Source organism: Pedomonas mirosovicensis, from assembly GCF_022569295.1.
Taxonomy (GTDB): Bacteria; Pseudomonadota; Alphaproteobacteria; order Sphingomonadales; family Sphingomonadaceae; genus Pedomonas; species Pedomonas mirosovicensis.
In genome coordinates, this window is sequence record NZ_JAKFIA010000001.1 from 977801 (window position 1) to 990511 (window position 12711).

The following is a 12711-nucleotide window of genomic DNA, read 5'->3' on the forward strand; positions in this document are numbered from 1 at the left end:
ACGAGGAAGGACCGACCATGGCGACCCAGAATATTGGACGCATCACGCAGGTGATCGGCGCGGTCGTGGACGTTCAGTTCAACGACCACCTGCCCGCCATTCTCAACGCGCTGGAGACGACGGTCGATGGCCGCCGCCTGGTGCTCGAAGTCGCCCAGCACCTGGGCGAGAACACCGTTCGCACCATCGCCATGGACTCGACCGACGGCTGCGTCCGCGGTCAGGAAGTGGTGGACACCGGCGCGCAGATCTCGGTGCCGGTGGGCCCCGGCACGCTCGGCCGCATCATGAACGTGATCGGCGAGCCGATCGACGAGCGCGGCCCGGTCAAGACCGACAAGAAGGCCCCGATTCACGCCGAGGCTCCGGACTACGTCGACCAGTCGACCGAAGCCCAGATCCTCGTCACGGGCATCAAGGTCATCGACCTGCTGGCTCCGTACGCCAAGGGCGGCAAGATCGGCCTGTTCGGCGGCGCGGGCGTCGGCAAGACCGTGACCATCATGGAGCTCATCAACAACATCGCGAAGGGCCACGGCGGTTACTCCGTGTTCGCGGGCGTTGGCGAGCGCACCCGTGAGGGCAATGACCTCTACCACGAAATGATCGAGTCCAAGGTTATCGACCTGGAAGGCGACAACTCCAAGGTGGCGCTGGTCTACGGCCAGATGAACGAGCCGCCGGGAGCCCGCGCCCGCGTCGCCCTGACCGGCCTCACCGTTGCGGAATACTTCCGCGACCAGGAAGGCCAGGACGTGCTGTTCTTCATCGACAACATCTTCCGCTTCACCCAGGCGGGTTCGGAAGTGTCGGCACTCTTGGGCCGTATTCCGTCGGCGGTGGGCTACCAGCCGACCCTGTCGACCGAAATGGGCCAGCTGCAGGAGCGCATCACCTCCACCAACAAGGGTTCGATCACCTCGGTGCAGGCCATTTACGTGCCGGCCGACGACTTGACCGACCCGGCCCCGGCGACCTCGTTCGCCCACCTGGACGCCACCACCGTGCTGTCGCGTCAGATCGCCGAGCTGGGCATCTTCCCGGCCGTCGATCCGCTCGACTCCACCTCGCGCGTGCTCGACCCGCGCGTCGTCGGCGAGGAGCACTACCAGGTGGCCCGCTCGGTGCAGGCGGTGCTGCAGAAGTACAAGTCGCTGCAGGACATCATCGCCATTCTCGGCATGGACGAGCTCTCGGAAGAGGACAAGCTGACGGTCGCCCGCGCCCGTAAGATCCAGCGCTTCCTCTCCCAGCCGTTCCACGTGGCCGAGGTGTTCACCAACATCCCGGGCAAGTTCGTCCAGCTGGAAGACACCATCCGCTCGTTCAAGGCGATCGTGGCCGGCGAATACGACCACCTGCCGGAAGCGGCCTTCTACATGGTCGGCTCGATCGAAGAAGCCGTCGCCAAGGCCGAGAAGATGGCGGCCGAAGCGGCCTAAACAAGGATGCGGCGGTGCGCCGGGCCTGTCCGGCGCACCGCCCCTCTTGCATGACGAAGCTCGGCTTTTGCAGGCCGGGCTTCCATTTAGGTGAGACCCATGGCTGACAAACTGCACTTTGAACTGGTGAGCCCCGAGCGGCTTCTGAACTCGGCTGAGGTCGAGATGGTGGTCGTGCCGGGCGAGGGCGGCGACTTCGGCGTTCTGGCCGGTCACGCGCCGCTGATGTCCACGATCCGGCCGGGTGTCATCGAAATCCACGCCGGCAACGGCGGCGCTCCGGAGCGCGTGTTCATCGACGGCGGCTTCGCCGAGGTGAACGAGAAGGGCCTCACCATCCTGGCGCAGCAGGCGATCCCGGTCGCTGACCTGAACCCGGAAGCGCTGGCCCAGCAGGTCGCCGACGCCCGCGAGGACGTGAACCTGGCCAAGACCGATGCCGAGCGCCTGCACGCGCAGCGCCAGCTCGTCATTCTGGAGGCCCAGCTGGCCGCCGTTCGCCACTAAGCAGCGGCGAACAGGTTTAAACGGGGTGCGGTTTACCCAAACCGTGCCCCGTTTTTTTGTGGTGGCGCGGCGACAGCAGGCAACGGGTGCGCCCGATGCACAGCTGTTGCTCTTGTCAAACTTCCGTAATCTTCCCTAAAGATGCGCCCATGGCACGCTGGACACTCAACGACATTCCGTGGGACCGGTTCGACCCTTCGAAGGTTGAGCCCGATCTCCTGGCCGTCATCAAGACGGCGGCTCTGGTGGAGGCCAACGCCGCCGACTACGTGGTCTACCTGCGGAACGTGTTCCGCGAGGATGCGGACTTCGTGGCCGCCGCCGAGACCTGGGGCGTCGAGGAGGAGCAGCACGGCGCAGCCCTTGGCCGCTGGGCCGAGCTGGCCGATCCCGGCTTTTCCTTCGAAAAGGCGCTCGCCGACTTCCGCGCGGGCTATTCGCTGGATCTGGAGACCACCACCTCCATTCGCGGCTCCCGCGCGGGCGAGTTGATCGCCCGGCAGGTGGTGGAAACCGGCACCTCCTCCTTCTACTCCGCCATTCGCGACGCGACGGACGAGCCGGTGCTGAAGGCCGTGGCTGGCCGCATCGCGTCTGACGAGTTCTTCCACTACCGCCTGTTTGCCGAGCACTTCCGCCGCTATCAGGCGAAAACCCGCCTCTCCACCTGGGCGCGCCTGAAAATCGCCTTCGGGCGCATGCAGGAAGCGGAAGACGAGGAGCTGGGCTACGCCTTCTTCGCCGCCAACGTGCTGCAACGCGACCGCGCCGCCGATTTCAAGGCCGTGAACTACGGCCGTGAATACCAGCGCCGGGCCCTCCAGCTCTACCGCCGCCCGCACATCGACAACGCCGTCCGCATGGTGCTGCGCGCCGCTGACCTCAAATCCAACGGCTGGCTCTACAAGCTGGCCTCGCGCGTTCTGTGGCGCGTTATCTCCGCCAAGTCGGCCAGCATGGCGCGGGCTGCCTGACGGTTTTTTCACATGGGGGTCTCGGACCCCCACGCCCCCATTCGTTTTCAGGGCCGTGTTTCCTGCAATCTCTGGAGATGCGGCCGGAATTTGTACGGCCGCGCCCTTCATCACGCGCAGGGCTGAAAAGAATGGGAGTGCAGAGGGGGGGCTTATCGATTGTGCGCCTCCCCGCACGGGGATCCTCTGCAAAGCACTTCCCTTATCCTTGTGTCCACGTCGCAAAACACAACCAAAACCAGAAATCGCCGCTAGACGGGTTTAAACGCTCGCTGAGAGGATTTTGCCTATTTCAGCTAGGGTGGTAGCGGGCGGGTTCGTTTTGACGCTGTAAGGGGCCTCTACGCGCCTTTACGGGGCATGTGGGGGTGGGGTCTCACCCCATTTTGCAGTTTGGCCGGGATCAAGCCTCCGGCACCGGTGCGGCGAGGTGGGCGAACTCGTGCACGATGTCCTGATAGAGCTTGCGCTTGAAGGGCACGATGAGGGAAGGCAGCCGCTCCAGATACTCCCAGCGCCAGGCGCAGAATTCCGGGTGCGCGGTGTCGAGGTTGATGTCGCTGTCCTCGCCCAGGAAGCGCATGGCGTACCATTTCTGGGTCTGGCCCCGGTAGCGGCCCTTCCACACCTTGCCCACCAGCTCGGGCGGCAGGTCGTATTGCAGCCAGCCTTGCGATTCCGCGATGATCTCGGCCTTGTTGGTGCCGATCTCTTCTTCCAGCTCGCGGGCGGCGGCGGTGATGGGGGTCTCGCCCTCGTCGATGCCGCCCTGGGGCATCTGCCAGGCTTCCTCCTTGGTGTCGATGCGGCGGGCAACAAACACCAGCCCCGCCCGGTTGAACAGGACGATGCCGACACAGGGACGGTAGGGAAGCTCGGAGGCGTTGGTGGTCATAAATACCCTTGGCTGAAGGACGAAACGGCGTGGCCATGAAACGCGCGAACGCGTGCGGGCAGTCCATGGCCGCCGGACAAAAAAGCAGAAGTGGGAAGATTAGTCGATCATCTGCTTGAGAATGGCGAGACAACGGGTGAGCTGGTCCTGCGCGGAGGGCAGGGCCTTGCGCATGTTGAGGCAGCCGTGAATCTGCCCCGCCGCTTCCTCGTAGTGCACCTTGACGCCCGACTGGATGAGCTTGGCGGCATAGGCGCGCCCTTGATCGCGCAAGGGGTCGAGCCCGCAGGTGAAGATGAGGGCGGGCGGCTGGTTCTCAAGGTTGTCCGCGAGGAGTGGGGAGACGCGCGGGTCCGCCCGCAGGGCGCGCCGGGGCAGGTAGGACCTGGTGAAGAACTGCAGGTCTTCCGTGTCCAGCATGTAGCCCTGCGCGAAGCTTTCGGCCGAGGCGTAGCGGTTGGCGAGGTCCGTTGCCGGATAGAAGAGGCACTGGGCCAGCAGTGGCACCGCAAGCGTGCCGGCAAGCTGTTGGCAGGCAACGGTGGCGAGGTTGCCGCCCGCGCTGTCTCCCGCCAGCACGAGGCCGGTGACATTGCCGAGAAGTTCCCTTGGGTTGCCGGCCACCCACCGGGTGGCGGCAAGGCTGTCCTCCAGTGCGGCGGGGAAGGGGTATTCGGGCGCGAGGCGATAGTCGACCGACAGCACGCGCAAGCCGAGCTGCTGGGCGATTTCAGCGCACAGGCTATGATGGGTGGAAAGATTGCAGAACACCCAGCCGCCGCCATGGAAGAACAGGACCACCGGCGACGCCGCGCCCGTCTCCAGGGGATCATAGAGGCGCACAGGCAGGTCGCCATCCGGGCCGGGAATGGTGAAGGTGTTGATCCGGGCGAGCCGCGGGGCAGGGCGCTCCAGCAGTTCGATCGAGCCCTGCATCATGCGCCGGGCCTGGTCGAGCGGCAGGCTGCAGATCTTCGGCGCGTTGGGAACCAGCACGCGGGCGAGCAGCGCCTTGGTGTCTTCGAGCATCCTCATGGGCGAACTCCGTCATCGATCTGGAAGGTGCGACGGTAGAGTCGTGGATAGAACGCCCACTGGCCCATCCAGCGGGCAACCATGAGCAGGCAGAAGGCAAGCCACAGGCCGTTGTTGCCGAGCAAGGGCACGAGAACGGCCATGGCGGCGAAGTAGACGAGCGCACCCCCGGCCATGGTGAGCAGCATGGCCCGCGTCCAGCCCGCGCCGATGTAGAGCCCGTCGAACACGAAGCTGGCGAAGCCGCACAGTTGCGCCGCCACGCCCCATGCCAGGTGCTTGTTGGCGTAGGCGGCGGTTGCCGCATCCTTGGCGAAGGCGCGGATGATGGCCGGGCCGCCGAAGGTATAAGCGGCCGCGATGCCGAGGCTAGCGATGGCCGCGCCCTGGAAGCAGCCCCTGACGAGGGCGGAGAAGCGGCGCGCATCGCGCCCGCCGACGGCCGCGCCGCCCAGCGTTTGAGCGGCGGCCTCGAAGCCGTCCAGCACCAGCGCGGCAAGCAGGAAAAACTGGAGGATGACCGTGTTCGCCGCCAGCGGCACCTCGCCCAGCCGCGCGCCCGTGCGGGTGAGCATGTAAATGCAGCCCATCAGCAGCGCGGTGCGAATGAGAAGGTCGCGGTTGACGGCGAACAGCGCCGCCACCGCCGGGCCGCGCCAGGTGTCGCGCCGGCGGGCGATGCGGGCCAGGCGGCCGATCCCGGCCAGAGGGTGCACGCAGGCGAGGGCGGCGAGGAGCTTGGCGATCTCCGCAATGAGGCTGGCCGTCGCCACGCCCTTTATGCCCCAGCCGAGGCCGAGGGTGAGCCAGGCAGAAAGCGCGGCATTGAGCAGGTTATAGCCCACCTCGATGGCGAGCACGGTGCGGGGGCGCTGGAGGCCGAGGAGCCAGCCGGTCAGCGCCATGTTGAGAAGCACGGCGGGCGCGGCCCACCAGCGGATGGCAAGATACTCGTGCGCGCCGTCCCGCACGGCCGCATCCGCCCCGAAGCTGCTGAGCACGGGCCCCAGCACCAGCGGCATGGCCAGCAGCAGCGCGAGCCCCAGCGCGCCCGCGACGGCAAGGCCACGGGCGAGGATGGTGCTGCGCTCCGTGGCGTCGTTTGCCCCGTGGGCGCGGGCGGCAAGGCCCGTCGTGCCCATCCGCAGCACGTTGAACAGGGTGAGCAGCGTCGTGAAGGCGGAGGAGCCCATGCCGGTCGCCGCCAGCAGCGTGGCGCTGGCCGCCTGCCCGATCACCCACGTGTCCACCAGGCCGATCAGCCCGGTCGCCGCATTGGTTGCCATGGCGGGCAGGGCAATGGCGAGGATGGCGCGGCGGGGCGCCTGCGGAGTGGAGGCCGGGGCGGAGGACTGTGAACTCATGGTGCGCCCTGTTAGCCGGTTTTACGGAATTTTGCAGGGGTCTTAACCCCTGCGCCCAACTCCTTTTACCGGGCCGCGCCTCGCCCATTCGGGCGGAGCAGGAAAATCCAGCAGGTGTGACGGCTTTGCCCGCGCACGGCCCGCTCATACGAATGGGGGTGAAGGGGGATAGGCTCCCCTTCAAAAACTTGAAAGCCCCAGGGGCACAAGGGACTGGACGCCGCCTGCCGCCGTGCCGATATTGGCGGCAGATCATGCGTTATCCCATTTTCCATCATCCTGATTACGTCGCCCCGCTGCCGGTGGGGCACCGGTTTCCCATGTCCAAGTATGAGGCGGTGGTAACGGCGCTGAAGGCGCTCGGCAGCGATGCCTTTGCCGCGTTTCACAACGCCGGGCCGGTCTCGCGGGAGGTGATGGCGGCGGCGCATGATGCGGCCTATGTCGATCAGCTGCTGACGCTGAGCGTGGACCCGGCGATCGAGCGGCGCATCGGTTTTCCGGTGACGGAGCAGGTGGTGCGGCGCTCCCGCCATTCCTCCGGCGGCACGCTGGGGGCGGCGCGCATGGCCTTGGCTGTGGGCGCGGCGTCCAACACGGCGGGCGGCAGCCACCATGCCCACCCCGGCTTCGGTTCGGGCTATTGCGTGCTGAACGACGTAGGCGTCGCCGCGCGCCAGCTGCTCGCCGAAGGCGCGGTGGAGCGGGTTCTGGTGGTTGATCTCGACGTGCATCAGGGCGACGGCACGGCGGCGATGTTCGAGAACGAGCCGCGCGTCTTCACCTTCTCCATGCACTGCGAGGCGAACTTTCCCGTTCGGAAGGAGCGCAGCGACCTCGACATCGGCCTGCCCGTGGGCGCGGGGGACGACGAATACATGGCGCACCTGACGGCGCATCTGCCGCGCCTGCTGGCGGCGCACCGGCCGGACATCGTGTTCTACAATGCCGGGGTCGACCCGCACGCGGACGACCGGCTGGGCCGCCTGGCGCTGAGCGACGCGGGGCTGGCGGCCCGCGACCGCTATGTCGCCGAGACGTGCATGGGGGCGGGCCTCCCGTTCGTCACGGTGATGGGCGGCGGCTACGGGGCGGATGTGGGGGTGATCGCCCGGCGGCATGCCACGACCATCGCCATCGCCGCCGAGGCGTGGGCGGCTTTACGGTAAGCCGCGATTTTACCTTTTGGTGGCGGGCCTTAGAGAGCAATGCACCGTTTGTTTGCGGCCCGTTGCCGTTCATCTGGCGTTCATCGCTGATATCGCTCTGCTGGTCGCGCGGAAAAGCCGGGCGCGGCGGCGAAGGATTGCGCCGCCTCGCCGCGTACTGCCAGATAGAGCCCATGGCTGAGACGGACGAGAACGGGCTGGCTGACGACGCACTGGATGACAGGCTCCTCATGGAGCGCATCCAGGGTGGCGACAACGCAGCCTTTCAATGTCTGGTCCGCCGTCATTACCCCATGGCTCTGCGAATTGCCGGCCGGGTCCTGACTGTTCAGGACGAGGCGGAAGACGCAGTGCAGGAGGCCTTCCTCAAGGTCTGGCGGATGCCGGATCGGTATGCCCCCGAACGCGGCGCTTTCAAATCATGGCTGGCGCGAGTGATTGTGAACCTGTGTCTCGATCGGCGCAGGATGTTGCGTCCGGTCGATTCGATCGAAGTGCTGGCGGAAACAGCCGATGAAGGGCCCACGCCCGAGGAAGCCGCGCAGCATTCGGATCGCAGGGCGCGTCTGATGGCGGCGATGGAGACGCTGCCGCCCCGGCAACGGGCCGCTCTTGCCCTGTTCTATGGTGAAGGTATGAGTATGTTCGAGGTGGCCGAGATGATGGACGTCAACATCAAGGCGGTGGAGTCGCTTCTCTCGCGCGGCCGGGCAGGGCTGCGCGGGGCCCTCGACGCTCTTGTCCGGGAGGCTGCGGAATGATCGAGAGAAGCCGTCTCGCCGAAATTCTGGAAACCTATGGCGCCAATCCGGCCCGCTGGCCGGAGGGGGAGCGGGCAGCCGCCGAAGCGGCGCTGGCGGCGGACCCCGGCCTGCAGGCAGTGGCGGCGCGGGAGCGGCTGCTCGACGGCTGGCTGAGCGATTGGGAGATGCCGGCCCCCGCCCGACGGCGATGGACGCCTTGTTCGCGGCCAGCCGCGTGACGGTGCAGATTCCGGCGCAGACCCTGGCGGGCTCGCCCAGCTGGACGCGGCCGATGCGGCGGCGGGAGCGGTGGCTCTCCAGCGGCGGGGCGCTGGGGCTGGCGGCCAGCATCGTCGCCCTGCTCATCCTGGCGGGTGAGCCGACGCGGAAAACCCAGGTGGAGGTGACGGATACGTCGATGATTTCCCTCGCCTTCTCGGCGGATCAATCGGAAGGTTGGCTGTGATGCGTATGAAGACATGGCGCCTGAAGACCTGGCATCTGGCCGCCGTTGTCGGCCTGGCTCTTTCGGGCGCGGCAAGCCTGGCGCACGCGCATGCATCGCCGCCGCCTCCGCCACCTCCAGGCAAGGGACCTGGGCCGGAGGCCCCCGGCCGCCGCGCTTCCATGAGGTGATCGCGCGCATGTCCCCCGAGGGACGGGAAATCATGGCCGAGGCCGTGCGGAAGGGCGCGCCCGAGAAGCGGAACTGGGAAGCGCTGAAGGAGACGCGCGAGGAAATCCTGAGGCTGATCGCTGCGCCCAACCTTGATACCGAGGCGCTGGAGGGAGCGTTCGTGCGCGAGCGCAAGCTGTCCCTGAAGCTGCAGGCTGGCCGTCATGAGGCGCTGCTGAAGGCCGCGGGCCGTTTGAGCCCGGAAGACCGGCAGATTTTCGCCGAAGGGCTGCGGGCGACCCGGCTGCACATCCCCGGCGAGACGATCAAGCAGATCCAGAAGGCGAAGGATCGCTGCCGGAATGAGAAGGGCCAGAACGAGAAAGGCGGCGACAGGAAAGCGCGCTGACCTGCCGTTGCCTGGGAATGGTTCGATTAAAGGGGACAAATCCCCCTTAAGATTTCCCTTTCATTTTTCGGGACGCACCCGGTCAAAGCTGACCTGCGAGCCTTGGAGGTTCAGCGGACTGAACGGCCCGTGAAGGGCGCGGCCCGATCAAACAAATGGGAGGCGCGGGAGGGATGAGCCCCTCCCGCAAAATTTTATCGCACCAGCCCGCGCGTCGCGTGCGCCACCAGCCGCAGGTAAATCCCATAGGGCAGCACCCGCAGGAATTTGAGGAAGTAGGTGAAGCGGCGGGGGAAGGTCATCTCGAACCCGCCCTTGGTCATGCCATCGACGATGCGCCGGGCGGCTTCGTCCGCGCTCATCAGGAAGGGCATGGTAAAGTCGCGGTTGGCGGTGAGCGGCGTTTTCACGAAGCCGGGGTGGACCACCTGCACCGCAACGCCGTCGCGCCGGCACTCGAACCACAGCGCCTCGGCGATGTGGGTGAGCGCCGCCTTGGATGCGCCGTAGGCCAGCGCCCGCGGCAGGCCGCGAAACCCCGCAACCGAGGAAATGATGGCGACCCGGCCGGAGCGGCGGGCGCGCAAGGCGGGCAGGGCCGCCTCCAGCATATGCAGGCAACCCGAAACGTTCACCTCGAACACAGGGCCGCAAACCGGGGCGACGGCCTGGCAGCTGCGCTCAGGCGCGTGGGTGGCGGCGGCGAACAGCAGGGCATCGGGTACGCCATGGCCCTGCTCGATATGGGCATAGGCCGCCAGCATCGCCTCCCGGTCCACGGCATCGACCGGCATGGGAATGATGCGGCCTTCCGGCGCTTCCCGCGCCAGTTCCTCCAGCAGCGCCGCGCGGCGGGCGGAGGCGAACACGGTGACGCCCCTGCGCGCGAACTCCAGCGCCGTCTCCCGCCCGATGCCGGTGGACGCCCCCACGATCCAGATGGATTTGAACGGATAAGCCATCGCCCTGTCCATTCCTGCCCCTAAAGGAGCAAGCCCTTGCATGGCGGCGCCTCGGGCGCAAGAGCCGCAGGCGGGGAGGGGGTTTCTGGCAGGGGGCGCGAGGCGCCCGCAAAAAATCACTTATCTCTTGCCCTTACCGGCCTCATTCGTTTTTACGCTGTGTCTCGAACTCAAAAGGGAGGCGGCGATGGCCGAGGCGACGAGAAAGACCCCCTGCGTTTCGCTGGTGGTGGCGCGGGCGGACAACGGCATCATCGGCCGCGACAACAGCCTGCCGTGGCGCTTGCCCGCTGACCTCAAGCACTTCAAGCGCCTCACTGTCGGCAAGCCGGTCATCATGGGGCGCAAGACGTTCGAGTCCATCGGCAAACCCTTGCCGGCGCGGCACAACATCGTCGTCACCCGCAACCCGGAGTGGACCGCCGAGGGCGTGACGGTTGCCCCCAACCTCGCGGAAGCCATCGCCGCCTCCGGGCTCGACCCCAAGACGCGCGCGGACGAAATCATGGTGATCGGCGGGGCGGAAATCTACGCGCAGGCCATGCCGTTTGCCCACCGCATCTACCTGACCGAAGTGCACGTGGAGCCGGTGGGAGACACCTCCTTCCCCATGCCCGACCCGCACGAATGGGCGGAGACCGCCCGCGAAACCTTCCCCGAGGAAGACGACTTCCCCGCCTACAGCTTCGTCACGCTGGAACGGCGTTCATAAGGGCGGCGCGCTTTTTGTCTTTCGGACTTGTAACGCAAGGGGGACTTGTCCCCCTTGCAATCCCCCAATTCGTTTTGTCGGGCCGCGCTCTTCATCACGCGCACGACCCGATAAAAGAAATGGGAGGTGCAGGAGGGATGAATCCCTCCTGCAAAAATAAAAATATCAGAAAACGAAAGCCCCTCAGCCGATCGGCGGCAGACGCAGCCGGGCGACCTCAATCTTGGGGCAGCGGTCCATCACCACCTTGAGGCCTGCGGCTTCGGCGCGGCCTGCGGCTTCCTCGTTGATAACGCCAATCTGCATCCAGACGGACTTCGCGCCCTTGGCGATGGCGGCGTCCACCACGGGGCCGACTTCCTCGGAGCGGCGGAAGATGTCCACCATGTCCGGGGCGTTGGGCAGGTCTTCGAGGCTGGCGTAGACGGTCTGGCCGAGAATCTGCTCGCCTGCGTGGCCGGGGTTGATGGGGAAGACCTCGTAGCCCTGGGCGAGGAGAAACTCCATCACCTGGTGGCTGGGGCGGGTGTCCTTGGGGGAGGCGCCGATCACGGCAATGGTGCGGGTCTCCTGCAGGAGCGCGGCGATTTCCTTGTCCGTCTGCAACATCGCGCGACCTTCAAAACGACTGGGGTTTAAGGATGGAGATGGCGACGATGTTGCAAATGGCAAGGGCGCGTCCCCCGAGGCACTTCCGGCCACGGGCTCAATCCATCAGGCGGATGATGGGCAGGGACTTCTGATTGACCGTATCGAAGCTGGCGAGCACCTGGTCGGCGATGGCGAGGAAGGCTCCGCCCGCCGTGCTCGCGGGGTCGCACACCACCACCGGATGGCCCTTGTCGGAGCACTCGCGCACCTGCATGGTCAGCGGTACCTCGCCGAGGAAGGGAACGCCGATCTGGGCCGCCGTCTCCCATGCGCCGCCGTGGCCGAAGATGTGGCTGGACGTGCCGCAGTGGGGGCAGACGAAGGTGCTCATGTTCTCCACGATGCCCAGCACCGGCACCTTGACCTGCCGGAACATGGTGACCGCCTTGCGCGCATCGATGAGCGCCAGATCCTGCGGCGTCGAGACGATGAGCGCGCCCGACAGCGGCGTGCGCTGGGCCAGCGTCAGCTGGATGTCGCCCGTGCCCGGCGGCATGTCGAGCACCAGCACGTCGAGCGGGCCCCAGGCCACGTCGGCCATCATCTGCATCAGGGCGGAGGTGGCCATGGGGCCGCGCCAGATCATCGCCGTATCCGTGTCGACCAGCATGCCGATGGACATGGCCTTGATGCCGAAGGCTTCCAGCGGCTGGAGCATCTTGCCGTCGGTCTCCGGCTTCTGGTTGATGCCGAGCAGCTTGGGCACCGACGGGCCGTAGATGTCCGCGTCCAGAAGGCCGACGTTCAGCCCCAGATGCGCCAGGCTCAGCGCCACGTTGGCGGCAACCGTCGACTTGCCGACGCCGCCCTTGCCCGAGGCAACCGCGATGATGCGCTCCACCTGCGCGATGCCGGCTGGCCGGGCTGATCCATGTTGGGCGGGCTGCTGCGACGGAGCGCCGCGCCCCGCCGAACCATGCTGGGCTGGAGCGGCATGGCCATGGGCTGCGGCGCGGGCCTCCTCGGGCGGGCGCTCGGCTGTCAGTACCACGGTGACGGCCTTGACGCCGGGCATGGCGCGCACGGCGTTTTCCGCGGCTTCCCGCAGCGGTTCCTTGGTGCGCGCGGCGGCGGGCTCCACCTCCAGAATGAAGCCGACCTGCTCGCCCCGGACGGTCAGCCCCGTGACCAGGCCGGACGAAACAATGTCGCGCCCTGTCGCCGGGTCGATGACCGAACGGAGGGTGTCCAGGACGGCTTCGCGGGATATAGTCATGGTGCAAGGCTCGCAT

Annotated in this window: 15 protein-coding genes; 9 read left to right on the plus strand and 6 right to left on the minus strand. The window is 66.8% G+C overall.

Features of this window, described 5'->3' with window-relative positions:
* The first annotated feature begins 17 nt into the window (after positions 1-17).
* From atpD to L0C21_RS04640, 3 genes are all read left to right on the plus strand, one after another.
* A complete protein-coding gene (atpD, locus tag L0C21_RS04630; protein WP_259277243.1) occupies positions 18-1442 on the plus strand; it encodes a F0F1 ATP synthase subunit beta in 1425 nt (474 codons plus the stop codon).
* 99 nt (positions 1443-1541) lie between these two features.
* Positions 1542-1949, plus strand: coding sequence for a F0F1 ATP synthase subunit epsilon (locus tag L0C21_RS04635; protein WP_259277244.1), 408 nt, complete (start codon positions 1542-1544; stop codon positions 1947-1949).
* Between the two features lie 149 nt (positions 1950-2098).
* Positions 2099-2923, plus strand: a complete 825-nt coding sequence (locus L0C21_RS04640; protein WP_259277245.1) for a ferritin-like domain-containing protein — start codon at positions 2099-2101, stop codon at positions 2921-2923.
* Between the two features lie 403 nt (positions 2924-3326).
* On the opposite strand, the gene L0C21_RS04645 is transcribed toward L0C21_RS04640, so the two are convergent.
* The 3 genes from L0C21_RS04645 to L0C21_RS04655 form a co-directional block, all read right to left on the minus strand.
* Complete coding sequence (locus L0C21_RS04645) at positions 3327-3818, minus strand: RNA pyrophosphohydrolase (protein ID WP_259277246.1); 492 nt, start codon at positions 3816-3818, stop codon at positions 3327-3329.
* 99 nt (positions 3819-3917) lie between these two features.
* On the minus strand, positions 3918-4853 hold the full coding sequence (locus L0C21_RS04650; protein WP_259277247.1) for an alpha/beta hydrolase: 936 nt from the start codon (positions 4851-4853) through the stop codon (positions 3918-3920).
* Positions 4850-6217 (minus strand): MATE family efflux transporter, encoded by a 1368-nt coding sequence (locus L0C21_RS04655; RefSeq protein ID WP_259277248.1) that lies wholly within the window; start codon positions 6215-6217, stop codon positions 4850-4852. The genes L0C21_RS04650 and L0C21_RS04655 overlap by 4 nt, the downstream gene beginning before the upstream one ends.
* A gap of 254 nt (positions 6218-6471) precedes the next feature.
* Between L0C21_RS04655 and L0C21_RS04660 the strand changes: the two genes are divergently transcribed.
* The 5 genes from L0C21_RS04660 (at position 6472) to L0C21_RS04680 (ending at position 9154) form a co-directional block, all read left to right on the plus strand.
* A complete protein-coding gene (locus L0C21_RS04660; protein WP_259277249.1) occupies positions 6472-7386 on the plus strand; it encodes a histone deacetylase family protein in 915 nt (304 codons plus the stop codon).
* Between the two features lie 173 nt (positions 7387-7559).
* Positions 7560-8147, plus strand: coding sequence for a sigma-70 family RNA polymerase sigma factor (locus tag L0C21_RS04665; RefSeq protein ID WP_259277250.1), 588 nt, complete (start codon positions 7560-7562; stop codon positions 8145-8147).
* Entirely contained in the window at positions 8144-8368 is a 225-nt protein-coding gene (locus tag L0C21_RS04670; protein WP_259277251.1) for a hypothetical protein, read from the plus strand. The genes L0C21_RS04665 and L0C21_RS04670 overlap by 4 nt, the downstream gene beginning before the upstream one ends.
* A complete protein-coding gene (locus L0C21_RS04675; RefSeq protein WP_259277252.1) occupies positions 8338-8595 on the plus strand; it encodes a hypothetical protein in 258 nt (85 codons plus the stop codon). Before L0C21_RS04670 ends, L0C21_RS04675 begins: the two co-directional genes overlap by 31 nt.
* Positions 8596-8608: 13 nt before the next feature.
* Entirely contained in the window at positions 8609-9154 is a 546-nt protein-coding gene (locus tag L0C21_RS04680) for a periplasmic heavy metal sensor (protein WP_259277253.1), read from the plus strand.
* 194 nt (positions 9155-9348) lie between these two features.
* On the opposite strand, the gene L0C21_RS04685 is transcribed toward L0C21_RS04680, so the two are convergent.
* Complete coding sequence (locus tag L0C21_RS04685) at positions 9349-10128, minus strand: SDR family NAD(P)-dependent oxidoreductase (RefSeq protein ID WP_259277254.1); 780 nt, start codon at positions 10126-10128, stop codon at positions 9349-9351.
* 175 nt (positions 10129-10303) lie between these two features.
* On the opposite strand from L0C21_RS04685, the gene L0C21_RS04690 reads away from it, so the two are divergent.
* The gene (locus L0C21_RS04690) at positions 10304-10828 is read left to right on the plus strand and encodes a dihydrofolate reductase (RefSeq protein WP_259277255.1); all 525 of its coding nucleotides are present in this window, start codon (positions 10304-10306) and stop codon (positions 10826-10828) included.
* Between the two features lie 183 nt (positions 10829-11011).
* On the opposite strand, the gene L0C21_RS04695 is transcribed toward L0C21_RS04690, so the two are convergent.
* Together L0C21_RS04695 and L0C21_RS04700 are read right to left on the minus strand one after the other, a co-directional pair.
* A complete protein-coding gene (locus tag L0C21_RS04695; protein WP_259277256.1) occupies positions 11012-11437 on the minus strand; it encodes a CoA-binding protein in 426 nt (141 codons plus the stop codon).
* Positions 11438-11534: 97 nt separating this feature from the next.
* The gene (locus L0C21_RS04700) at positions 11535-12695 is read right to left on the minus strand and encodes an Mrp/NBP35 family ATP-binding protein (protein ID WP_259277257.1); all 1161 of its coding nucleotides are present in this window, start codon (positions 12693-12695) and stop codon (positions 11535-11537) included.
* Positions 12696-12711: the final 16 nt, after the last annotated feature.